Consider the following 22,007-nt stretch of genomic DNA (forward strand, 5'->3'; position numbering starts at 1 on the left):
GTGGAACAACGAGTTACGTCCACGTGAGGTGCATTCCGTAACAGAATTCACTATTTATGCTGGTTAAAGTGATTGACAGGCCCAAATGGAGAGTAAATACTTGAAGAGTCTCTCGTTCTCTTATCTCTCGAAAGGTCTAAGCAATGCCCAGCATTGAGATCCCCGGCTTTGGCCGTGTCGGTATGCAACAAATAGTCGGAGCGATTCTGGCAGCTATCGCTGTTGTCGGTGCCCTCGTTGGCGTGACAACTGGAAGCAGCAAGGGGGCTGGTTCGCACCCTGATGACTCACATGTTTCTTCGCCGACCACCCCGTCAACAGCACCAAACGTTGTTTCCGATACAAGAACTTTTGTTGGAACAAGGAAGATTGACATCACCCCTTCATTCAAGGAACGGCTTGGATTCAATGAAGCCGACCTAGACCGTGTTACTCAAGACGTGGAGCGGCAATCACGCTCTTTCATTGAGCGAGCAGGCGGTAAATCAAGTGTTAAGGCAGAGAATCTTGCAGCACGAGAGCACAAAAATACGCCTGAGCTATCCTTCACCGTGGGTGATGAATGGGCGGGTGAACTCACTCGTGAATTTGATGGTGGAAGAACCCATGTGAGAAGCGTGAGGTGGCCGATTCTCGACATTGTATATTCCGATGATTCCTTTGATGATATTCCTGTGCTGAAGACGGGGTCCTTCGAATATGGATTTGAAATTTCACACGATGACAATTTCATTTACTTTACTGAAGTTCGTTTGTACTAAGACGTCATGGTGACCAGCGCGCCGAGGAGGGCCACAGCGCCGGCCTTATCCAGCGGATTGTTGCCGTTGCCGCACTTGGGGGATTGCACGCACGACGGGCAGCCGGATTCGCAGGGACACGAGCGCACGGCTTCGAAGGTGGCCTCGATCCACTCTGGGAAGCGGCGGAAGCCCTCCTCGGCGAAGCCGGCGCCACCGGGGTGGCCGTCGTAGACAAAGACCGTGGGCAGGCCGGTATCTGCATGCTGTGCGGTGGATACACCGCCGATGTCCCAGCGGTCACACGTGGCAATGAGCGGCAGTAAGCCAATAGCGGCATGCTCTGCTGCATGTAGCGTGCCCGGTGTTTGCCCCGCGGTGACTCCCATCGCTGCTAGTGCCAGCGGATCGATGGTGTAGGCCACCGCGCGGGTCACCAGGCGCTGCTCCGGAAGGTCAAGAGGGATGTCCTCACCCACGGAGCCATCGGGAAGCTTCACCTGGTAGCCGGTTACCTTGTCGGTTACCTCTACCTCCAAGCTCGCAACCCACAGGCCCGGTGCGTAGTTGACCAGTTCATCGGCTTCGCGCAGGATGCGGATGTCCGTCGTGGACTTTGGCTGCGTGGTGTAGTCCGGGGTCTTCGGCACGGCGAGAGCCACGCCGGGGTCGGAGTCGTCGCTGAGCTGCAGGTCCTCGATGACGTAGCTTTCGCCGCGGTGCAAGTAGACCGCGCCGGGGTGCACCTGGCTTATGGCACGGGCGGCATCAATGGTGCCCAGCAGGCGGCCGTCGGAGGAATCCACAATCATGACCTCCTCACCGGAGCCACCGCGCAGGGAGACGGCTGCATGCGCGGTCTCCGGGGTGAGTTCGGCCGATCCGGCAGGCAGGGGAGCAGCAAACCAGCCTTGGGGGCGGCGGCGCAGGAAGCCTCGCTGGGCCAGATCGTGGACGACGGTTTCGGCACGGAAGGCGGCAACGTCAGCATCCGTGAGCGGTTTTTCCACCGCCGCGCAGTACACGTGTCCGCCCAGGATATAGGGGTTGGCTGGGTTGAACACGCTGGCTTCGACCGGCCGGCCCAAGAGAGCCTCGGGGTGGTGAACAAGGTAGGTGTCCATCGGCTCATCGCGAGCCACGAGGACCACCAGCGAGCCCTGGCCACGGCGACCCGCACGACCAGCCTGCTGCCAGAAGCTGGCGACGGTGCCAGGGAATCCGGCGGTGATGACGGCGTCGAGGCCACCAACGTCGATGCCGAGTTCTAATGCAGAGGTGGTGGCAACGCCGAGCAGGGAGCCGTCATCAAGCGCCTGCTCCAACGCGCGGCGGTCTTCGGCGAGGTAACCGGCGCGGTAGGCAGCGATGCGCCGCGCGAAATCTGGGCGGCCTAGTTTGCCGGAGAGCTCTTCGGCTGCTCGCAGTGCCGTGGTTTCCGCCGCGCGCCGCGAGCGGACGAATGTCAATGTTCGGGCTCCCTGAGCCACCAGAGCGGCCATCATCCACGCGGCTTCCGTCGTGGCGGCGCGGCGCACTGGGGCACCATTCTGGCCTTCGATTCCCTCCATGAACCCGGGTTCCCATAAAGCCACAGTCCGCGCACCCGTCGGCGCGCCGTCCTCGGTGACGGCCAGCATGTCACGCCCAGTTAGGCGCAGAGCGTGGGCGGAAGGATCCCGCATCGTGGCCGAGGCCGCAACGATCACCGGCTGCGAGCCATAGTGTGCGCACAGCCGCAGTAGTCGACGAACAACCAAGGCCACGTTTGCCCCGAAGACGCCGCGATAAGCATGCGCCTCATCGATGACGATGAAGCGCAGATGCCGCAGCACGCGTGCCCAGCGCTGATGCGCGCCGAGCAGGGAGGAATGAATCATGTCCGGGTTAGAGAAGATGAATCGTGCGTGGTCACGGATGCCGGCACGCGCTTCGGTGGGGGTATCGCCGTCGTAGGGGGCGGGGTGGACGTCGTGAAGCGCGGCGATGCCCTGTGTGAGTTCCAGAACCGCGCGCAACTGGTCCGACCCCAGCGCTTTCGTCGGCGTGATATACAGCGCACAGGCGGTCGGGTCCTGCGCCAAGGCTGTGAGAATAGGCAGGCGGTAGCCCAAGGACTTTCCCGAGCTCGTACCAGTGGCCACCACCACGTCCTGACCGGACCACGCGGCGTTCGCCACCGCCACTTGGTGGGAATAAAGGTGGGACACGCCCTGCTCCACCAACGCGGTCTTGAGCTCCGGCAAGACCCACTCGGGCCACGGCGCATACTGGGCAGGTTGGGCCGGAAGGGTCGTCGAATGCGTCAGTTCAGATTCGGCGAAGCGCTCGACGAGGTGCTCGACGAGCTCCTCGCCCATGGGGTTCTCGTTCACGCTCGCCTCCACTGTTCTGCCGCGCGTGCCCAAAACGTGGCACACTGGTGCAACAGATTGAGCATTTTATTTCCGCAAAGGACAACTCATCATGGCATACGGTACCGTCAAATTCTTCAACGCCGAAAAAGGTTACGGCTTCATTGAGCAGGAGGACGGCTCCGGCGACCTCTTCGTGCATTACACCGAAATCCAGGGATCAGGGTTCCGCACGTTGGCAGACAACCAGCGCGTCTCCTTCGAGGTGGGCGAAGGGCCTAAGGGCCCGCAGGCCACCAACGTTGAAACCGTCTAGGGGGTTTCCGCGTAGCCGCGGCGGGTATCCCACCACTCCATGAGCTTGTTTTGGCCTTTCTGCAGGCCGAAGCCAATGATGACTGCGGCGATGATGGAAATCAGCATGGCTATTGCCGGTGAGCCAGAAAAGGCCACGCCGCCGAGGTAACCGATGGCCAGCGCCTGGGCTACCCACAGCAGCACTCCGCAGGTGTCGAAGAAGAAAAACAGCGGCCACGGATAACGCATGGAGCCCAGCAGAATCGTCATGAAGAGGCGGGCCGACGGGATGAAGCGCGCGATGATGATGGCGGCGCCGCCACTGCGCCGAATATTGCGCTTAACCCATGCCAAGGCGTCGTAGGCCTTTGTGCCTTTTTGGGCTCTATTAATAAGGGTGATGAGCCGCGTGCCCAGAAGGAAACACAAGTTATCGCCCAGAATCGCGGCCACCGTGGCCACGAAAAACATCGTGGGCACGTGGGGAAAACCCTGCGAACCGGACCACGCGCCCACCATGTTGAGGGGAATTTCGGAGGGCAGGACGGGGAAGAAGCAATCGAGGAAAATCAGGACACCCACCAGTGGATAAATCCACTGGGTGGCCATGATGACCTCGAACCATGCGGTAATAGAAGCGATCATGCTGACTCCCTGCGTCGCGCTGTGGGGCGGTTTCTCAGAGCGCAAGTATAGACCCCTCACATGTGGGCGCGCAGTGGCCCTAATAACTACAGTAAGCCTTTACCTGTGTACGCTAGGGGCAATTGCCCAGCAGAGGGCTAGCCATCGGAAGGGATGAAGTCGAAGTGGCAGAAGGTTCCGGCCCGGGAAAAACCCTGGTCATCGTCGAGTCAGCAACCAAGGCGAAGAAGATCCAGCCTTACCTCGGCGATAAGTACATCGTTGAGGCCTCCGTCGGCCACATCCGCGACCTTCCCCGCGGAGCTGCCGATGTCCCCGCTAAGTACAAGAAGGAATCCTGGGCACGCCTGGGCGTGAACCCAGAGGATAACTTCACGCCGCTGTATGTCATCAGCCAGGACAAGAAGAAGAAGGTCGCGGACCTCAAGTCCAAGCTGAAGCAGTGCGATCAGCTCTACCTCGCAACAGACCCCGACCGCGAGGGTGAGGCCATTGCCTGGCACCTGCTCGAGGTGCTCAAACCCAAGGTGCCGGTGCGCCGCATGGTCTTCAATGAGATCACCAAGTCCGCAATCCTGGAGGCCGCAGAGAACACCCGTGAGCTCGACGCCGATCTTATCGACGCCCAAGAGACCCGCCGCATCCTCGACCGACTCTACGGCTACGAGGTCTCCCCGGTGCTGTGGAAGAAGGTTATGCCGCGCTTGTCTGCAGGCCGCGTGCAGTCGGTGGCTACCCGCGTCATCGTCGAGCGAGAGCGCGAGCGCATGGCGTTTATCCCGGCCGAGTATTGGGATCTCACCGCCACGCTGACGTCCTCCCCGGACTTCGATGCGCGTCTGAGCGCGCTCGACGGCAAGCGCGTCGCGGCGGGCCGTGATTTCGACGATAGGGGTCAGCTGAAGAGCGACGAGGTGGTCGTCGTCAAGCAGGCAGAGGCAGAAGCCCTCGCTCGCGCACTCGAAGGCTCCACCATGACCGTGGCCAGCGTTGAGCACAAACCGTACTCACGTAAACCCGCCGCGCCGTTCATGACCTCGACGCTGCAGCAGGAGGCCGGCCGCCGCCTGCACTACACCTCGGAGCGCACCATGCGCATTGCGCAGCGTCTTTACGAGAACGGTCACATTACCTATATGCGTACCGACTCGACCTCCCTGTCCACGCAGGGCCTGAGCGCGGCGCGCGAGGCAGCGACCTCCATTTTTGGCGCCGAGTTTGTCGCCGATGGCCCGCGCACCTATGACCGTAAGGTGAAGAACTCCCAGGAGGCCCACGAGGCCATTCGCCCCGCTGGTGAGCGTTTCGCAACTCCGGGCCAGCTGGCCGGCCAGCTCGACGCTGAGGAATACAAGCTCTACGAGCTGATTTGGAAGCGCACCGTGGCCTCCCAGATGGCCGATGCCAAGGGAACCTCGATGAAGGTCACCGTCGCCGTGACTGCGGATGGCCGCGATGCGGACTTCTCCGCCACCGGCCGCACCATTACCTTCCCGGGCTTCCTCAAGGCTTATGAGGATGTGGCTGCCAAGGGCTCGAAGGAAGAGTCGCGCCTGCCGCACCTCAACGAAGGCGACACGCTGACGACGTCCGCGGTTACTGCGGACGGCCACACCACCAACCCGCCGGCGCGCTATACCGAGGCCAGCCTGGTCAAGAAGATGGAAGACCTGGGCATTGGGCGTCCGTCGACGTACGCGTCCATCATCAAGACCATCCAGGACCGCGGCTACGTGCTCTCGCGCGGCAATGCGTTGGTGCCCTCTTGGGTTGCCTTCGCCGTCGTCGGACTGCTGGAGAACAACTTCACCGAGCTCGTGGACTATGACTTCACCTCCTCCATGGAGGATGAGCTCGACTCCATCGCTGCCGGCCGCGAGAACGGCACGGAGTGGCTGACCAACTTCTACTTCGGCAACACTGAGGTAGGTGACCAGAAGGCGGCGTCCATCGCTCGCCACGGAGGCCTGAAGTCCTTGGTGGACATCAACCTGGAAGCCATCGACGCCCGCAAGGTCAACTCCCTGCGCCTCTACACTGACGCCGAAGGCCGCGATGTCTTCGTGCGCGTGGGCCGCTACGGGCCTTACATCGAGCGCGCCGTGGGCACCAACGAGGACGGCACGGTGGAGTACCAGCGCGCCAACCTCTCCGAAACCGTCACTCCGGATGAGCTCAACGAGGCCCTGGCGGAGAAGCTTTTTGCCACCCCGCAGGGCGGGCGCGAGCTGGGTCAGAACCCGAAGAATGGCCGCACCATCGTGGCCAAGGAAGGCCGCTTCGGCCCCTACGTGACCGAGCAGGTGCGCGACGACGAACGCGAGACCGCTGAGGCCGAAGCCGAGGAGGTGGTCAAGCAGGAGCGCGCAGCGGAGGACGCCGAGCGCGCCGCCGAAGGCAAGCGCGCCAAGAACTGGGAGACCAAGACCGCGGCGAAGCAGAAGGAAAAGCGCATCGCCGAGTACATCGAGGAAAAGCTCAAGCCGGGCACGGCCTCGTTGTTCAGCTCCATGGAGCCGGCCAGCGTCACTCTCGAGGAAGCCCTCAAGCTGCTGAGCCTGCCGCGTGAGGTGGGCACCGACCCGGTTGACGGTGAGGTCATCACCGCGCAGAACGGCCGCTACGGCCCGTACCTGAAGAAGGGCAAGGACTCACGCTCCTTGGCTAATGAGGAACAGATCTTCTCCATTACCCTGGATGAGGCGCGCCGCATTTACGCGGAGCCGAAGCGCCGTGGCCGTGCGGCCGCGCAGCCACCGCTGAAGCAGCTGGGTGACAATGACGTCTCTGGCAAGCCGATGACGGTCAAGGATGGCCGTTTTGGCCCGTACGTCACCGACGGCACCACGAATGCCTCGTTGCGCCGTGGCGACGATCCGGAGCAGCTTACCGACGCCCGCGCGAACGAGCTCCTCTCCGAGCGCCGCGCCAAGGAAGCCGCCAACGGTGGGACCAAGAAGTCGACGAAGAAGGCCGCCAAGAAATCGACCAAAAAGTCGACGAAGAAGGCTACGAAGAAGAGCACGAAGAAGGCCGCAAAGAAACCCTCGCCCGGCACGAAGAACGTGGTCAAGGCCGGCTCCAGGAAGAAGTAACCCGCCATGCTTGCTCTCGGTGACATGATGTCCCGTACCCAGGAGGGCACCGAGGCTCTCCTTCGCGCGGTGGGACCGGCCTTCTCCGGCCGCGATTACCCCACACTTGGCGCGCTCGCCGCGGGGGAGAGCGCTGCGTGGTCGCGTCTGTTCAACTGGCGCACGCTTGGCACGGCGATGACGGCCGCTGCTCCAGCCTTGCTGGCCTGCCGCCCGGACTGCTCAACGGGGACCCGCGTGGGGCTTATCGCTGCCTCGCTGGGGCAAGCCGCCAAGCGCGGCGAGCCGACGCCATTCGGTGTGGCCTGCGTGAGTGCCCAATACGGAGTCTTCACCTGGGAACTGCGCGGTGCGCGCACTGACGCGACCGGCTGGGGCTTGCGCGCCGGCGCGTGGGCCGCGGGCATTGCCTTGTCCCGTACCCGAGGCGAGCGACTCGCTACTGCTGTGGCCGGCGTCCCCGCTGCAGCTCTCTCCGCGCTTGCTGGTGACTCCAACCTGCGCGCCACCACGGCTACACAGGGGCTAAGCCACGGCGCTAACCTTCTGCTGGCCTCTGAGGCGCTGACGGTCCTGAACCCGGATGGTAAGAGCCAGGATACGGGCCTGCGTGGCCGAGTCCTGGCCGCGGGCCAGGTTGCGGCCCAGACGGTAGGCCTGGTGCTGTTGGTTGATGGGTTGGCGCGCCGGGGCCGCTTTTAAGCGCCGCACCTAATTCCGGGCGCATCGTCGGGCCATAGGACAGGCGGCGGTGTACCCACTCGAAGGGACCGGGTAGACCTGCGGCCTCCAGCGCGCAGGCGATGAGGAGCGTGGCCAGCCACACGCCGGCCGCCACCGCCGCCTGACCCGCGGCGCTGTAATCCGGGCCAATGTTGAGCGTGAAGGGATAGACCAGCGCTAGGAAGAACACCGATTGCAGCACGTAGCCGGTCATGGAGCGCTTGCCCAAAGCAATCAACGGCCACAAGTACCACGGGCGCGCGCCACGGCGCTGCAGGGGCTCCAAGGCGAGCGTTGCCGCCGCTACGATGCCAGGCCCGGTGAGCATGCCGATGGAGCTATTGGCCAGGTTGAGAGCCCCGCCCCAGGCTGGATCAATGATCCCGGCGGCGGCAAGGCCCCACGGCAGGCCGATGAAGAGAATGATGGCTGCGGTAATCAACGTCCATATCCACAGCTCGCGGCGGTGTCCGCCCGCCAGAGTCCCGCGGCGCGCCCAGACGAAGCCCACCAGCATGACGGGCAGAACCGTGAAACCGGTAAAAGGAATGGAGACGAGTTGGGCACCCACCCCGATGGCCTGCTCGCCGAGGAGTTCCCAGTAGCTCTCAGCGGAGGAGGAGCTCATATCGAACGTAGAGGTATCAACGAAAGCTGCAAGCGCTCCAAGGCAGATACCGAGGACAAGCTGGAAGCCGAGAAGTACATAGGCCACGCGCATGAGGGTTTTGTCGGACACTGTGAGCACGAGCGAGATAAGAATGCCCATGGCACCGTACAGCATCATGATGTCTCCCATGAATAGGAAGAGACAGTGCACGGCGCCAAACACGGCAAGCAACCCGTAGCGCTTCAGCAAGATGGTCTGCGCGCGACCCAGCGGGAAGCCGCGGCGCCACAGGCTCATCGCGATAAGCCCCACGCCGAAGCCCAGCAACGTGGAGAACATCGGCAGGCCACGCACGTGCACGAACATGGCGGCGAAGATGACATAGATCTTGTCCGCGAGCGTGTAGACGCCGCCGAAGTGGGCATCGGGGCCGTTACCGCTGGTGAGAATCCACCCGGTGGTGACATTGGCCAGGGCGATGCCCAGCAAGGCTATGCCGCGGGCGACGTCGGGGACGAGGAGGCGGGGCTTCGGCGGCTGATGTGGTTGGTGGGGCATGGCCCCGAAGCTACCAGAATCACAATGTTCTATTTATCCAAGGGCGCGCTCCGCCAGCGTCGGGCGGATCGGGCGGGCAAGCTGCGTCATGCGGCGGCGTCCGCGCAGCTCAATGGACTTCATGAGCGTCCAGCGTGCCTGCTCGGCCTCGTTGGCACCGCGCAGAGTGGCGGAGTTGGTGAGCACTTGGCCCGGGGTATCCTTGGCCAGTTCGGTCAGGCGCGCGGCCTCATTGACGGCGTCACCAATGACGGTGTATTCGAAGCGGTCAGCGCCACCAATGTGGCCGGCCACCACGTGGCCCGCGGCCACACCGATGCCCGCCTGCAGTTGCAGCCCGCGCAGTTCCTGACGCAGCTCGCGCGCGGCCTGGAGTGCCATGGAGTTAGCGTCATAGACGGTAAGCGGGGCACCGAAGACGGCTAGCGCGGCATCGCCCTGGAACTTGTTAATGATGCCCTTGTTGCGGTGCACCACCTCGACGACGTGCTCGAAGAACTTGTTGAGCTCTTCGACGACTTCCTCCGGGGTGTGGTTGACGGCAAAGGTGGTGGAGCCGATGACGTCGATAAACAGCACGGCCACCTTGCGATCCTCACCGCCCAGTTCCGGGCGTTCTTCCAGGGCGCGTTGCGCCACTTCGGTACCGACATAGCGGCCGAAGATATCGCGCACGCGCTGGCGCTCGCGCAGACCACGCATCATCTCGTTAAAACCGGCCTGCAGCACGCCGAGCTCGGAGCCATCGTAGATATCCACCTGGACATCCGTTTCTCCACGACGCACACGGTTGATGGCATCCTGCAGTTCGATGATGGGGTCTACCACGCTCATCATGGCGAACATGGTGCCGATGAGTCCGGTTCCCAGGGCCGTAATGCTCAGAGCGATGATGGCGGGGATGACATCGGAGGTATCGTTAGTGAACATCCCCATCTTCTGGCCCACGTGGACCAAAACGATGCCGATGAGTGGGATTCCGGAGGTCATCACCCACGTGGAGATCAGGCGGTATTTAATCGGCGGTTCCAACGTGGAATCCTCGAAGCGCCGCGCCACGGCCAGTGCCGCTACGGGCCGCACAAGGCGTTCGGCCTGCAGATAGGTGAGCAACACCACGAGCGCACCGGCCAACGTGGAGGACACACCTACCACGATTCCCAGGCGTGCCGACTGTTGGCTGGCGAGGACTACGGCCAATAGGATGCCGAGCAGCCACACCATGGCGGCCACCCCGGCCTGGTAGATGGGGATGCGCAGAACGAGGTTGCGCACCATGTTGGGGTCGTGGGCGTCAGGGTCGCGCTGCCAGTCCAACACCGGCCGGAAGATACGCAGTGTCACCGCAATGCCGATGATGACGGCGAAGAGGACGAACAGTGATCCGTAAGTCCACAGGTGCGGTGTATCGGAGATGAACTCCGAAATCTCCGGCATGGGGAGGAAGAAGACCACGAAGGTCATGATCGCGATGGCACCGATGATGTTGGAGCTCAAGACAAGCGCGGCGTACATCGGCCATTGGGTGCCCCACAACCACCGGGCGCCACGCATCAGTCTGTTCATGATTAACAACTCTAGTTATCCCAGTAGGCTAGGGCGAGTGAACACCTCCAGCGTTGCCGAAAGGCTTGCCGACGCCCCTTCCGTCGCCCGCACCATCCTCAGTGCTGCCCGCGCAGCGCGGGGCGAAGGCGACCCGCGCGCAATGAGCCATTCCTGGTTGTTCACCGGACCTCCCGGGGCTGGCCGTTCCCTGGCCGCGCAGTGCTTTGCCGCCGCCCTCATGTGCACTTCGGCCGATGAGAATGGCGATCCCGGCTGCGGGCGCTGCCCGTCCTGCCAGAGTGTTCTTGGTAGTCATGAGCACACAGACTTGGTCTACGTGGACCCGAAGGAACAGTTCATTACCGTGGGCGAGGCCCGTGAGGTTATCGGGCGCGCGGCAAGCCTGCCCAGTGTGGCGCCGTGGCGCGTGGTCATCTTTAACAAAGCCGACCGCCTGCGCAACGAGGCTGCCAATGCGTTGCTTAAGACCGTGGAGGAGCCGCCGGAGCGCACCGTCATCATCATGGTGGCGCCCTCGGAGGATCCGGAGGATTTCTCGGTGACGCTGCGCTCGCGCTGCCGCCACCTTTATATCCCGGCGCCGAGCGTGGAGGGCGTCGTCAAGCAGCTCGTCGCCGAGGGGGCTAGTGAAGATGATGCCCGCCTGGCTGCCGTGACCACCTTGCGGCATGTGGGCCGCGCGCGGCACCTTGTGCAGGATCCGGCCGCACAAAAGCGCCGCGCCATGGCCATCAACCTGGCCGAGGATGTCTTCCACGGTTCCGTCGCCTTTCAGTCTGTCACTGCGCTGCTGAAGTTCATTGAGAAGGACGCCAAGGACTCCCATGCGGAAGCTGAGGAGGCGGAGCGCTCCAAGATTGAGCAGTCCTTCGGCATCGGTGCCAAGGGCAAGGGAGCAAGCAAGGCGCAGCGCGACGCCCGCAGTGCCCTGAAAGACCTGGAGGAACTCCATAAGAAGCGCGCTAAGCGACGCATCGCCGACGGCCTCGATATCGCCTTGGTGGATCTCGCCGGTATTTACCGCGATGCGCTCATGCTCAAGGTTGGTGCTGAGGTGGAGATGACCCACCCAGACTTCGCGGGCCTGGCCGGTGAACTTTCCCAGCGGGTGAGCGAGGACGGCCTGCTGGCCGCCCAATCCGCTATCCGCACCTGCCGCGAGCAGCTGCCGCAGAATGTCACCCCGCAGGTGGCTTTCGACGGCATGGTGGGCCGCCTGCGCCTAGCCTGCGGTGCGCGCTAACCAGCACGTGTGCTGCGCGTGCGGCGCAGTAAGTAGCCCGATTTCTTTCTTAGCCGTGAGCTAAGCTAAACTCTCACGCGGTGCATAAACATGTTGTGCCGTGCCGCCTTAGCTCAGTCGGTAGAGCATCTCACTCGTAATGAGAAGGTCGCGAGTTCGATTCTCGCAGGCGGCTCCATCTAAACCCCCGGCCACTCACTCATGCGTGGCCGGGGGTTAGTCATTTCTTGTTGGCGCGCTCAGCTTCCTGTCTAAAGAACAGGTCATGCCGCCGGTGGGCCTAATCCCGTGGGTTAGAGAGAATTAACGAAAATCGAGTCGTTGAGGGTGCATCTCACGAATGCCGCCAAACTGCTACAACTTCGCCACTAGACCACGACGATGTAGTCGTTCTAAGCAGAGGTGACTCAACGGTCTTCCAGTATCAATACCACCCCTTGGAATCTTGGGTGAGGATATTTTTGGACTTGCTCAGAATTTACTGCTACAGGCTCAACCCGCCATAGATTGATGCACCAATAAAATTTGCAAGGCCAACGCCTAACGACGAAGCCATAGAAAAGATGGCAACTATATACGACCGATCTTTGTCATCTCCTTTTTCATATTGCAGTTGCCAGGCCATTATTGTTGCCAAGGTTTGAGCCGTGTGATTCAAACAAAAAACACCAATCAAAATGATCGATAAAGCAATGGTCGAGAGCTCTAAAAATGTACTGCCAATAAGGAGGGCTCCACCACAAACTCCTAATGTACTAGCTGAAATCAACAACATTAAGGTCGAAGGGCTCTGCCCTTTGCTGAAACGAGGATTCTTTTGAATTGCATAGTTAATTGCAATTTCAATAAGTAAAGAGAGGGGTAATAGCCAACTAAATGCGCTACCTTTAGCTGCCAGTATGTACGGGATTAGGGTCGAACCAGTTGCGATAACTGCGCAGGTTACAACAACTTTGAACCAAGACGTCCATACCTCCGTTCCCAGGGAAATCCGAAAGCCTATGGACTTTCGCCTCTCGACCCAGGTTGTCCGTCTTTTGTGAAGCTCTTGAGTTGAGAGGCTGCATGCTAAATACCCAAGAACCCCAATCCATGAAGCTGCAGCTCGAATCGAAATATCTAGATAAAGGACACAAGGCACCGCGGCAGTCCCGAAGAGCACCACATTTAATGTTGCAGTTCGCAGCGAAACTTTGAAGCCTATTAACTCTTCTTTTCGCAAAAAGCGGGGAGGAAGGGCGCCTCTCAATGGAGAAACGAACCGCCCAAGCATAAAGACCCCGATTAAGGCTCCAAGCAACCAAATCGACTCAGGCACTACGCCAAGAGCAACGTAAGCAAGTACCTGCAAAATCTGAACGATAGTGAGCGCAGTAGTTTCGCCGACGACGTCTCCGATTCGTGCGAGCGGAAGGGAAAACACTGTTCCAATTACGATACCAATGCTTACTGCATGCAATGCATCTTCACTGTTGATGCCAGATTGGACAGTTAGGTAGCCGACGGATGCCGCTAAAAAAGAAGTGACGAACGCATCGACAAGAACGTTGACCCTTATCGCAGTTGCAGGGGTTCGTAGAAAATTTAAAAACATCTCAGGAATCCCCCGATAGTAGATCTAGAAAATGTGAGCAGAAAAGTGGGCCATGAGAATAGCTCCAGTTGATTGGTGGGGCAGGTGGGCTAAATAGTCTCAACTTTACCGTTGCAGGATGGGGGAAGTTTCGTTCCGTGATGGGCCGGTTGCTCTTGCTACAGTGTGGCCAAAAGCTAAGGCGACTGGCGAAGTAGATTTGCTGCAGAATCGGCTGCTATTGAGGGTCGTTCTCTTGGTTCTTAAAGGTACCGTGCACCGTGGCTTTCAGGGTTGGGCCTGCAGTGAGGATAGAGGTGCCAAGCCCGGATACGACAAGTGCTGCAGCTGGGCCGATGGCACTTACAACAGGTGCCCCGATGATGTATCCGATAAGCATTGCGGAGCTGTTAATTGAACCCATCGTAGAAAGGGCTTTGGGTTTCACTTCATCGCGTACGGATCCGACAACGACTATTCGTAGTGCGGCCACCTGAGCGGCATTACAGACTCCACCAAGGAGGAAGCATGGAATGCAGAGCCAAAGTGAGGGAAATAATCCAGGTAAAGCTATGAAGCATCCCATAGCGAAGCCTGCCCCGGTCAGGACCTTCTCGGCGTTTTGTGAGTGAAGGCGAGCTGAAAGTCGTGCGCCAAAGATGCGGCCCACGATAAATGCTTGGGCAATGATGGCATATAACGTACCGCTCACGTGGAGCGTCTTTATCGCATAGAAGACAAGCGAAACGTTGAAAATTGAGGTGCAGATAATTGCTCCCCAAATGCTGGTTAACGCGGACCGAGCACTCCTATCCTTCAGTAAAAGAGAAGGAGCTTCGAGGACCTTTTGGAGAAAACTCGGTGAAGATTCTTGGGTTTCTGGATGAAGTAGTGCTTTCTCGGGTGGGGATTTATAAAAGCTATAAAAAGCCATCAGTGAGAGCCCAACGGCGCAAGCTTCAACGAAGAGCGCTGTCTGCAGGTTTCTTTGGTCCAGTAGTAATCCGCCTAGAGGCGGTCCAAGGAATCCGCCGCCAAGGCGGGCTGTATCCAAGAGGGAGAAGGCTTTCGCCTGCTGTCCTTCGCTGACCTGAGAGTCAGCGATGACGAAAATGGATGGAATTGACAGGCCGCTTAAGCATGCGGTGAAGAGGTTTCCAAGAATGAGGACCAATGGTTCTGGATAGGCCGCCATCGATAACAGGCCCAGAAGATCTAAGAAGAGTGCAGCAAACGCAATCTGGTAGCTGTTGAATTTGTTGAAGAGTGGGGTCAGCAAGGGGACTGCAAAAACTTGAGCGCAAATACCAGAGATGAAGATGCTTGCTACCAACAGTTCGCCCTTGTTCAGCTCGGCGAAGTGAAGTGAAATTGAGAGGCTGGTCATTGACCCGCACGCTGACAACAAAAAATATGTGGCGGTCAAGGCGTAGATAGATAAAAACCCTTCGCCACCACCATTTCTAGGGGGATGCATTTAGCCTGGCTTTCTCCAATGTTCAATTGAAATATCGTCTTGGTGCACTTTCATTGAGTTGAAAACACTAGGATGTCGAGCGTCGGACGCCTCGAGCTGATGAAGGCTCTTATCCAAGGGTTCAGTGTCGGAGAGTCGGATTGAAACTTTGCCTTCGGCAACTGCTTCCCGGCCTTGAACTCTGGACGGAGGCGAACCTCCCACCGCCACTATTTCGGGAGGTGTTTCAACTATGCACATGACAACCCCCAGGTGTGATGGTGATTATATAGGGTGCGGAAATGATGTGCACCTCACATTACAAGGGGTAGCTGGGGTAGGAAGTGATCTGTCTAACGAATTGCGGCATCATTTTGGTAAACCGCTAGACCAACCTGTTTCCTTCAGGCGGAGACAGGTAGTGCACTGGGTACAGGAAAAAGTAGTGCTAGCGCTAGTGCCTTTCGCTTTCGCTCTTGTGAACATCACAATGTAGAGCATGAAAAGGTTTGTGATTGGCATGATTGCCGTGATGGCCGTGATTGTGGTGGCGTTTGTCGGGTTTGTGGGTTTCATGCAGTGGGTCGATGCAGACAGCGTGACCGGTGATGACGGCGTGACTGCCGGATACAGCGCTGAGACGGGTGGCCCGCTGGAAACGTCGTTCGCGGACGAGGGGCCGCACGAGGTCGACGTGCGGCGTGACGGTGACGTGACCGTTGCGGCACCGACGGGCGCGGGACCGTTTCCGGCGGTGGTCATGGCTAACGGCACGAACACGCCGTTGAGCAGCTACCTACCCGTGGCGGAGCACTTGGCTAGTTGGGGGTTCGTGGTTGTCGGCGATGAGACTCCCCACACCGGAACAGGGGAGAATGTCGTGCACTTACTCGAGCGATTACCGGAACTGGATTCTCGTGTGGACCGATCACGGGTCGGTATTTTCGGACACTCACAAGGCGGTGCAGGTGCCATCAACGCTGCGGCACAAGTGGAGGTAGCAGCTGTGTATGCGGCGAGCCCGGCCTCCCACAAAGTGGCACAGTCCAATGACTGGGACTACACCAGCGCCGACGTAGAGGAACCGCTTTTCCTGATGACGAGTGATGGCCGTTCAGACCGCTGGTTTGTTAGCCCGTGGGAAGACCTGCAGGAGAACTATGAATCAGCTGGTGGTCCGGCAGTCATTGCCCGCCGCCTAGGTGCGGATCACAAGGACGTTCTAGAGTTCGGGGACGGCTATGCCACCGCGTGGTTCCGCTACATTCTTGCTGATGATCCTGACGCGAGAAACGTGTTCGTTGGCACTTCACCAGCGAGCCCTGGTGAGCTGGCGAGCAACGAGCTCTGGGACCGAGTGGATACCCGCGGCTGGTAACTCGCAGCATCCGCAAGAGGTTACAGCCAGCCTCGCTCATTGGCGATGGTATAGGCCTCGAAGCGATTTTCCGCTCCGGTCTTTGTCATGGCAGAGGAAATGTAATTGCGGGTTGTGCCTGGGGCAAGATGGGCAGCTTCCGCGATGGCCTCGATGGAGCGACCACGCCCGGCCAAGGCTAGGACTTCTGCTTCGCGCTCGGTGAGCGGTGAGTCCCCGGCGGCGATGGTTGCGGCCGCCAGGTCGTGGTCCACGTGACGCTTTCCCGCGTGCGCTGCGCGAATGGCGGCGGCGAAGTCTTCTGCGGAGGCGGTCTTTGGCAGAATTCCCAGGACCCCGGCTGCGAGGGCGCGTTTGACCACGGCGGGGCGTGCGTGGCTGGTGACGACAACCACGCGGGCGGCGATGTGCTCTGCCACAGCAATGCCGTCGAGTCCATCATCGTTGTCGCGTGTGTGGCTGAGTTGGAGGTCGGTCACGACGACGTCGGGAAGCGCGGCGGCATTATTCCACCACGTCAGAAACTCTGCTGCGGAGTAGGCAACGTGGACGACATCAATGTCCTCTTCGAGGCCAATCAGTGTGGCGAGAGAGTTGGCAACGAGAGTTTCATCATCCAGCAAAGCAACCGTGATCATGCATCCACCTTAAGTGAGACCGTGAAGGTCGCCGAGGTCTGTTCCACAACGAGGTATCCGCCGTGTGCGGCTGCGCGGCGGCGCAGGCCCTCCAGGCCCGTGCCCGGCTGGGCGGAGGATTGCGGTTGGTTGTTGGACACAGTCACCCCCGTGGGGCCCAAAGCGATGCTGACCCGTGTGGCCTGGGAGTGACGCAGAATGTTTGTGGCGGCCTCGCGGAGAAACCACGCGGCGGTATCACGCAGCTCAGGCGGGATGTCCTCGCTGGAGCCCTGGACGGTGACGTCCGCGCCTGCGGCAATGAGGACAGCCTGTGCGCTGGTCAGCTCGGCTCCGAGGTCCGGTGTGCGGTAGGTGTTGACCACCTGGCGCATATCGGAGGCAGCGGTCTGGGTGAGCTGATACAGCTGCGCGAGTTCCTCATGCACGCGGGGATCGTCACGCGCGGCGAGCGCTTGGGCGAGCTGCGTCTTGATGGTCAGCGCAGCGAGATGCTGGCCCATAGTGTCGTGCAGGTCCTGGGAGAGCCGAAGCCTTTCTTCGGCGGCTGACAACTGTGATTCCAGGCGACGCGAACGCTCGGTTTCAATCATGGCGCGCGAAAACCACATGGTGAAGAATACCGCTCCGGAAAACAGCACCCCGTACGTGAGCACGTACCCAGCGGTGCCTAAGGAGAGAAGTGCTGATGCTGCCCCGGCGGTGACAACGAGAGAGGCCACCGTGAGCAAGAAGCCGTGAGGGAGGAAAGGTAAAAAGGCGGTGAGCAGGGTGGAATAGAGTATTCCGGTGGCCAGCAGTGTGACTGTTTCCCATGACTGTGGTCCGATACCTAGTGCGAGGGCACATGCAGCCAGCGCGCTACCGTGACCGATAAGCCCCCATGCCATCCACCAAGAACCGTGGGGATGCGGAGTGAGGCGAAGCTGTCGGTTTGTGTGCAGGGCAGCGGAACCGGCGGCACAGGAGACCACAGTGACAGCTGCCGCCATCCACAGCGCGTCGACGCCGAGCCCTGCCCGGGAGAGAAATAGTGAGATGAGGGCGAGCGCAGCGAACCAGGGCAGGCCGATGAGTGACCACCTGTTGACCGCCAAGAACTTGGAGGAAGGCTCCATTCTCCGCCAGCCAAGGCGGGCAGTGCGGTTATGAGTAGGGATCGCAGGTGCCATCGTGGTGTCCCAGTGTAATGAGCGCTCTCAGCGGTGAGTACCCCAGCGCATGTATTTGTGCGCCGCCCATACCAAGGCCACCGTCCATGCGGCGAGCTTAATCAGGTCAGTGGATGAGTCTGCGAAGACGGAGGCGAAGGAGCCGTCCCCAATCCAGCCAGCGCGCACAATGTCGACCGCTAGGGCAAAAGGTGTGGCGTCGAGGACCTGGCCAAGTGCGTCGGGCAGTGCGTTACGTAGAGAGGCCTGCGAAAACATGAGGAGCATCAGCACCGGCATCGAGGTGATCTGAGCATTCTCGGCATTGGCCGTAAAGCTGCTGGTCAGCATCGCTAGCGCATGGGAACAGACTATTCCAAGCACCATCGCCAGCGCCATGAGCAGCGCGTTGACAGGCCACACGTGCGCAACGGGTGGGTCTAAAGGCAGGAACATGGACAAGGTGGACAGCCCTGCCACCATGAGAACGGACAGCAGCAGCATGGTCGCGGCAAGTGGAAGAGCAATGGCGGTGAGAATCTCCCAGTCGCGGGCTTCGCCGGTGCGCAGACGTTTGAGCACCTCCTCGTCGCGTCGGGTCACCGTCATAGACAGCGCCGGATAGAAGATGCCGAAGCCCAGTGCCAGAAGAACGAAAATCTCCGATGCTGAATCAGTGGAGCCTACGGATTGATCACCGACGATCCACACGAAGAGAGGCAGGGCCACCGGGAAGAGCAACGCCATGATGACGAGCAGTGGGTTCCGGGTGAACTGCCGCATTTCGGCGCGGCTTAAGGCGCGCAGTCGGCGTAGTGAGGCCGCTCTAGGAGCCGTAGTATTCGAGTGCGCTGTGGGGTGTGCAGTCTGTGAGGATGTCGCAGATGTCATTGAGTTCTTCCTTTTCGGGGGGAGTTAACTATTGGCAATGGAGTGGAATACCTGCTCGAGGCGGGCCGGCCGCGCGGTGAAGTTATTCAGCGTGACGCCGTGGTCGTGCGCCCACGTCAGCACTGCCTGCGTGTCCTTCTGCAGGTTCGAGGTGGTGATAGTGACCGTGCCATCAGCGCGGTGAATGGTGGTGCCGGAAAGCTGGGGAAGCGGTGCCGATGGAGGAGACGGTGAGAACGTAATCTCGGAGGCGGCAATCGATGCCAGCTCTGACATGGTGCCTTCCACGTTGATACGGCCCTGGTGCATAATCGCGATGCGATCGCAGAGTTCTTCCGCCTCTTCCAAGTAGTGCGTGGTCAGAACGATGGTCACGCCCGCAGCTTTGAGGCGGCGCAGCAGGTCCCATACGTGGCGTCGCGACTCCGGATCCAGGCCAGTAGTGGGCTCGTCAAGGAAGAGGATCTGCGGGTTACCCACCAGTGCGCAGGCAAGATCCAGCCGCCTCTTTTCGCCACCGGATAAGGCCCCGACGGTGACGTCGCGGCGGTGGTCTAGGTGGACGTCGCCAAGCACAGCGTTACTCGGTGCAGGCGCTGAGCACGTCCCCGCCCACATCGTGAGCGTTTCCTGTACGGTGAGCGCCTGCGGCAGCCCGCCCGACTGCAGCATGATGCCGGTGTGGGGGCGCACCGTGGCGCGCTCGGTCACGGGGTTGTGTCCCAGCACGCGCACGGTACCGGCCGATGGTGCGGCAAGACCCTCCATAACTTCCAGCGTGGAGGTCTTGCCCGCGCCATTCGTGCCCAAAAGCCCGAAGGTTTCTCCGCGTGCAACGCACAGGCTTATCCCGTTCACCGCGGTGAAGTCGCCGTACTTCCGGTAGAGGTCGTGTATTTCGATGGCTGATTCTGCTGTGTTCATAGCTTCAACCTTTCCGGTGGGCAATGCCTGCCGGTAGAGGCGTATGTCAGCGATTCACATGACAAAAGTCATCGGTGTTCACACGCGTCTCAGAAGGCGTCACAGTTCACAAGCGAGACGCATCCTGATAAATTGCAACATAGTTATCAACCGAGCGGGTGACGTGTCTGCCCAGACGCAAAGAAGTGGATGAATTATGCAGCCAGAGGGAAGAGGGATTCAAGGTCACGTCGAGGGCCTCTACATCGATGGGAACTTCGAGCTGCGCGCCGGGAGCATCACGTTCAGGGAGCGCATTGAGGGGGCCACGCTGGAGGACGTCGCCTCGGCTCACCAATTATGGCGCGCCGGCGACCCAGAGGTGTTGCTGTGGGTACCCGGCTTCGTGGACCTGCACAACCACGGCGGCAACGGCGGGGGATTCCCCAACGGGGACTACGAGCAGTGCCTGGCCGCAGCGCGTTTCCACCGCGCGCACGGCACGACGACTCTGCTGGCCAGTTTGGTCTCCGGCACGCAAGCCGAGCTGTGCGCCCGGGCGGAGCTTTTGGCCCAGCTGGCCAATGAAGGCGAGATCGCGGGCATCCACATGGAGGGCCCGTTTATCGCTGCGGCCAAGTGCGGTGCGCAGGATCCCTCCCGCATCGTGCCTGGTGAACCGGATTTCTTCCGCGCGGTGATTGAGGCTGCCGGTGGCTACCTGCGCTCCATCACCTTTGCCCCGGAGACAGCGAACGCTGAGGAACTACTCGCGGTGTGCGCGGAGCACAACATCATCGCCAGCCTGGGCCACACGGAGGCCGACTATGACACCACGCTCGCGGTTGTTGCAAAAGCCAAGGAGCTGGGAGTGACCGTGACCGGCACGCACCTGTTTAACGCCATGCCCGCCGTCCACCACCGCGCACCGGGAACGGTAGCCGCCCTGCTTACCGCGGCGAAGGCCGGAGACGCGTCCGTCGAGCTCATCGCCGATGGCGTGCATCTTGTCGACGGCACCGTCGACATGGCCCATAACCCCCGCGCCTTCGCCGTGACCGATGCCATGGCGGCGGCCGGCATGGCCGATGGCGCTTATGAACTAGGCTCCCTGCCGGTGACGGTGAGTGGGGGAGTCGCACGCGTCGACAGTGGCGCCATCGCTGGTGGCACCTCTACCTTGGCTGAGCAGTTCGCGCGTTTCGCCGCCCGCCACAGCCTGGGCGAGGCTGTGCGGTTTACCTCCACCACGGCCGCTGATGTGTTGGGGGACAAGGACCTGGGCCGACTAAGGGTGGGCGCGCGCGCCAACCTGGTGGGTCTTAACGCCGAGTTGGAACCTGTGCGCGTCATCGTTGGCGGCACTGATTTCGACGTTTAAGAAGGGACACTCATGGATCTACTCATTCGCTCCACACCAGCGGAGGTGGCCGCGGAAGCCGCCGATATTGTCCAGCACTATGCCAATGCCGGGGCAACCCTGGGACTGGCTACGGGCTCGACCCCGGTTGCTCTGTATCAGGAGCTCATCGCCCGCTATAAGCGCGACGAGGTCAGCTTCGCGCGTAGCCGAGCCTTTCTTCTTGATGAATACTTAGGTCTCAACCCCGAGCACGAGCAGTCCTATTACTCCACTATCCGCCGCGAATTCACTAGCCATGTCGATTTTCGGGACGAGTTGGTAAAGAGCCCAACGGGTACTGCTGCTGACCCGGCTACCGCAGCAGCTACCTATGACAAGGCCATCCGCGATGCCGGCGGTGTGGATATGCAGCTGCTCGGCATCGGTGCTAACGGCCATATTGGCTTTAACGAGCCTTCAAGCTCCCTGCAGTCGCGTACCCGGGTCATTACGTTGCACCCGCAGACCGTGCACGATAACGCACGCTTCTTCGACACAAAGGAAGAGGTTCCGCGTTTCGCGCTGACCCAAGGTTTGGGCACGATTAGTGAGGCCCGCCATCTCCTCCTGCTCGCCACCGGCAGCAATAAAGCCAGCGCCGTCCAGGCTATGGCGGAGGGACCCCTCTCTGCGCATTGCCCGGCGTCGATTCTGCAGATGCACCCGCACGCGACGGTCATCCTTGATGAAGCTGCGGCCTCCCGCTTGGAGGACCGCGAGTACTACCTCTATGCGGATCAGAACCGTCTGTAGCGAAACTTCATTTTCTAATCCCACTTTT

The 22,007-nt window shown here is 60.6% G+C and carries 17 protein-coding genes and 1 tRNA gene; 8 read left to right on the forward strand and 10 right to left on the reverse strand.

Annotation, left to right across the window (positions count from 1 at the left end; all coding sequences use genetic code 11):
* The first annotated feature begins 143 nt into the window (after nucleotides 1–143).
* Nucleotides 144–761 (forward strand): hypothetical protein, encoded by a 618-nt coding sequence (locus CSING_RS01265; RefSeq protein WP_042529009.1) that lies wholly within the window; start codon nucleotides 144–146, stop codon nucleotides 759–761.
* On the opposite strand, the gene CSING_RS01270 is transcribed toward CSING_RS01265, so the two are convergent.
* Complete coding sequence (locus CSING_RS01270; protein WP_201773977.1) at nucleotides 758–3,100, reverse strand: DEAD/DEAH box helicase; 2,343 nt, start codon at nucleotides 3,098–3,100, stop codon at nucleotides 758–760. The two genes, CSING_RS01265 and CSING_RS01270, sit on opposite strands and share 4 nt — an antisense overlap.
* 106 nt (nucleotides 3,101–3,206) lie before the next feature.
* On the opposite strand from CSING_RS01270, the gene CSING_RS01275 reads away from it, so the two are divergent.
* On the forward strand, nucleotides 3,207–3,410 hold the full coding sequence (locus CSING_RS01275; RefSeq protein WP_042529013.1) for a cold-shock protein: 204 nt from the start codon (nucleotides 3,207–3,209) through the stop codon (nucleotides 3,408–3,410).
* On the opposite strand, the gene CSING_RS01280 is transcribed toward CSING_RS01275, so the two are convergent.
* Entirely contained in the window at nucleotides 3,407–4,036 is a 630-nt protein-coding gene (locus CSING_RS01280; RefSeq protein WP_042529015.1) for a DedA family protein, read from the reverse strand. The two genes, CSING_RS01275 and CSING_RS01280, sit on opposite strands and share 4 nt — an antisense overlap.
* Before the next feature lie 164 nt (nucleotides 4,037–4,200).
* Here CSING_RS01280 and topA point away from each other — a divergent pair, with 164 nt between their 5' ends.
* Nucleotides 4,201–7,131 carry a type I DNA topoisomerase gene (gene topA, locus CSING_RS01285; protein WP_042529016.1) on the forward strand — a complete coding sequence of 977 codons (2,931 nt, stop codon included), beginning with the start codon at nucleotides 4,201–4,203 and terminating at the stop codon, nucleotides 7,129–7,131.
* Between the two features lie 538 nt (nucleotides 7,132–7,669).
* On the opposite strand, the gene CSING_RS01290 is transcribed toward topA, so the two are convergent.
* On the reverse strand, nucleotides 7,670–9,022 hold the full coding sequence (locus CSING_RS01290) for a DUF418 domain-containing protein (RefSeq protein WP_042529019.1): 1,353 nt from the start codon (nucleotides 9,020–9,022) through the stop codon (nucleotides 7,670–7,672).
* 33 nt (nucleotides 9,023–9,055) lie between these two features.
* A complete protein-coding gene (locus tag CSING_RS01295; protein ID WP_042529021.1) occupies nucleotides 9,056–10,588 on the reverse strand; it encodes an adenylate/guanylate cyclase domain-containing protein in 1,533 nt (510 codons plus the stop codon).
* On the opposite strand from CSING_RS01295, the gene CSING_RS01300 reads away from it, so the two are divergent.
* On the forward strand, nucleotides 10,587–11,834 hold the full coding sequence (locus CSING_RS01300) for a DNA polymerase III subunit delta' (RefSeq protein ID WP_084226133.1): 1,248 nt from the start codon (nucleotides 10,587–10,589) through the stop codon (nucleotides 11,832–11,834). The genes CSING_RS01295 and CSING_RS01300 overlap by 2 nt on opposite strands.
* A gap of 102 nt (nucleotides 11,835–11,936) precedes the next feature.
* Nucleotides 11,937–12,012: transfer RNA gene (locus CSING_RS01305), tRNA-Thr, on the forward strand.
* Nucleotides 12,013–12,318: 306 nt separating this feature from the next.
* Here the strand turns inward: CSING_RS01305 and CSING_RS13500 are convergent.
* Both CSING_RS13500 and CSING_RS01310 read right to left on the reverse strand, forming a co-directional pair.
* Complete coding sequence (locus CSING_RS13500) at nucleotides 12,319–13,428, reverse strand: hypothetical protein (protein WP_144403094.1); 1,110 nt, start codon at nucleotides 13,426–13,428, stop codon at nucleotides 12,319–12,321.
* A 217-nt stretch (nucleotides 13,429–13,645) separates the two neighbouring features.
* Nucleotides 13,646–14,794: an MFS transporter gene (locus tag CSING_RS01310; protein ID WP_236684001.1), complete on the reverse strand. Its 1,149-nt coding sequence runs from the start codon at nucleotides 14,792–14,794 to the stop codon at nucleotides 13,646–13,648.
* Between the two features lie 568 nt (nucleotides 14,795–15,362).
* On the opposite strand from CSING_RS01310, the gene CSING_RS01315 reads away from it, so the two are divergent.
* Nucleotides 15,363–16,241 (forward strand): poly(ethylene terephthalate) hydrolase family protein, encoded by an 879-nt coding sequence (locus CSING_RS01315; RefSeq protein ID WP_042529024.1) that lies wholly within the window; start codon nucleotides 15,363–15,365, stop codon nucleotides 16,239–16,241.
* Between the two features lie 20 nt (nucleotides 16,242–16,261).
* Here CSING_RS01315 and CSING_RS01320 read toward each other — a convergent pair whose 3' ends face one another.
* Genes CSING_RS01320 through CSING_RS01335 form a run of 4 tightly spaced genes read right to left on the reverse strand, consistent with a single transcriptional unit; the run spans nucleotide 16,262 to nucleotide 19,845 of the window.
* Nucleotides 16,262–16,879: a response regulator transcription factor gene (locus tag CSING_RS01320; protein WP_042529026.1), complete on the reverse strand. Its 618-nt coding sequence runs from the start codon at nucleotides 16,877–16,879 to the stop codon at nucleotides 16,262–16,264.
* Nucleotides 16,876–18,051: a sensor histidine kinase gene (locus CSING_RS01325; protein ID WP_084226134.1), complete on the reverse strand. Its 1,176-nt coding sequence runs from the start codon at nucleotides 18,049–18,051 to the stop codon at nucleotides 16,876–16,878. The genes CSING_RS01320 and CSING_RS01325 overlap by 4 nt, the downstream gene beginning before the upstream one ends.
* A 27-nt stretch (nucleotides 18,052–18,078) precedes the next feature.
* Nucleotides 18,079–18,921 carry an ABC transporter permease gene (locus CSING_RS01330; protein ID WP_042529028.1) on the reverse strand — a complete coding sequence of 281 codons (843 nt, stop codon included), beginning with the start codon at nucleotides 18,919–18,921 and terminating at the stop codon, nucleotides 18,079–18,081.
* 24 nt (nucleotides 18,922–18,945) lie between these two features.
* The gene (locus CSING_RS01335) at nucleotides 18,946–19,845 is read right to left on the reverse strand and encodes an ABC transporter ATP-binding protein (RefSeq protein WP_042529029.1); all 900 of its coding nucleotides are present in this window, start codon (nucleotides 19,843–19,845) and stop codon (nucleotides 18,946–18,948) included.
* Nucleotides 19,846–20,041: 196 nt separating this feature from the next.
* Between CSING_RS01335 and CSING_RS01340 the strand changes: the two genes are divergently transcribed.
* Both CSING_RS01340 and nagB read left to right on the forward strand, forming a co-directional pair.
* A complete protein-coding gene (locus CSING_RS01340) occupies nucleotides 20,042–21,205 on the forward strand; it encodes an N-acetylglucosamine-6-phosphate deacetylase (RefSeq protein WP_042529031.1) in 1,164 nt (387 codons plus the stop codon).
* 12 nt (nucleotides 21,206–21,217) lie between these two features.
* Nucleotides 21,218–21,979 (forward strand): glucosamine-6-phosphate deaminase, encoded by a 762-nt coding sequence (gene nagB / locus CSING_RS01345; protein ID WP_042529033.1) that lies wholly within the window; start codon nucleotides 21,218–21,220, stop codon nucleotides 21,977–21,979.
* The last annotated feature ends 28 nt before the right edge of the window (nucleotides 21,980–22,007 follow it).

It is taken from the genome of Corynebacterium singulare (assembly GCF_000833575.1).
Taxonomy (GTDB): Bacteria; Actinomycetota; Actinomycetes; order Mycobacteriales; family Mycobacteriaceae; genus Corynebacterium; species Corynebacterium singulare.

Bases quoted from the DNA above. Each gene is read 5' to 3' on its own strand.
- CSING_RS01265 (WP_042529009.1), top strand. From the start codon at position 144: ATGCCCAGCATTGAGATCCCCGGCTTTGGCCGTGTCGGTATGCAACAA.
- CSING_RS01270 (WP_201773977.1), bottom strand. From the start codon at position 3,100: ATGGGCGAGGAGCTCGTCGAGCACCTCGTCGAGCGCTTCGCCGAATCT.
- CSING_RS01275 (WP_042529013.1), top strand. From the start codon at position 3,207: ATGGCATACGGTACCGTCAAATTCTTCAACGCCGAAAAAGGTTACGGC.
- CSING_RS01280 (WP_042529015.1), bottom strand. From the start codon at position 4,036: ATGATCGCTTCTATTACCGCATGGTTCGAGGTCATCATGGCCACCCAG.
- CSING_RS01290 (WP_042529019.1), bottom strand. From the start codon at position 9,022: ATGCCCCACCAACCACATCAGCCGCCGAAGCCCCGCCTCCTCGTCCCC.
- CSING_RS01300 (WP_084226133.1), top strand. From the start codon at position 10,587: ATGATTAACAACTCTAGTTATCCCAGTAGGCTAGGGCGAGTGAACACC.
- CSING_RS01295 (WP_042529021.1), bottom strand. From the start codon at position 10,588: ATGAACAGACTGATGCGTGGCGCCCGGTGGTTGTGGGGCACCCAATGG.
- CSING_RS13500 (WP_144403094.1), bottom strand. From the start codon at position 13,428: ATGTTTTTAAATTTTCTACGAACCCCTGCAACTGCGATAAGGGTCAAC.
- CSING_RS01310 (WP_236684001.1), bottom strand. From the start codon at position 14,794: ATGACCAGCCTCTCAATTTCACTTCACTTCGCCGAGCTGAACAAGGGC.
- CSING_RS01315 (WP_042529024.1), top strand. From the start codon at position 15,363: ATGAAAAGGTTTGTGATTGGCATGATTGCCGTGATGGCCGTGATTGTG.
- CSING_RS01320 (WP_042529026.1), bottom strand. From the start codon at position 16,879: ATGATCACGGTTGCTTTGCTGGATGATGAAACTCTCGTTGCCAACTCT.
- CSING_RS01325 (WP_084226134.1), bottom strand. From the start codon at position 18,051: ATGGCACCTGCGATCCCTACTCATAACCGCACTGCCCGCCTTGGCTGG.
- CSING_RS01330 (WP_042529028.1), bottom strand. From the start codon at position 18,921: ATGACATCTGCGACATCCTCACAGACTGCACACCCCACAGCGCACTCG.
- CSING_RS01335 (WP_042529029.1), bottom strand. From the start codon at position 19,845: ATGAACACAGCAGAATCAGCCATCGAAATACACGACCTCTACCGGAAG.
- CSING_RS01340 (WP_042529031.1), top strand. From the start codon at position 20,042: ATGCAGCCAGAGGGAAGAGGGATTCAAGGTCACGTCGAGGGCCTCTAC.
- nagB (WP_042529033.1), top strand. From the start codon at position 21,218: ATGGATCTACTCATTCGCTCCACACCAGCGGAGGTGGCCGCGGAAGCC.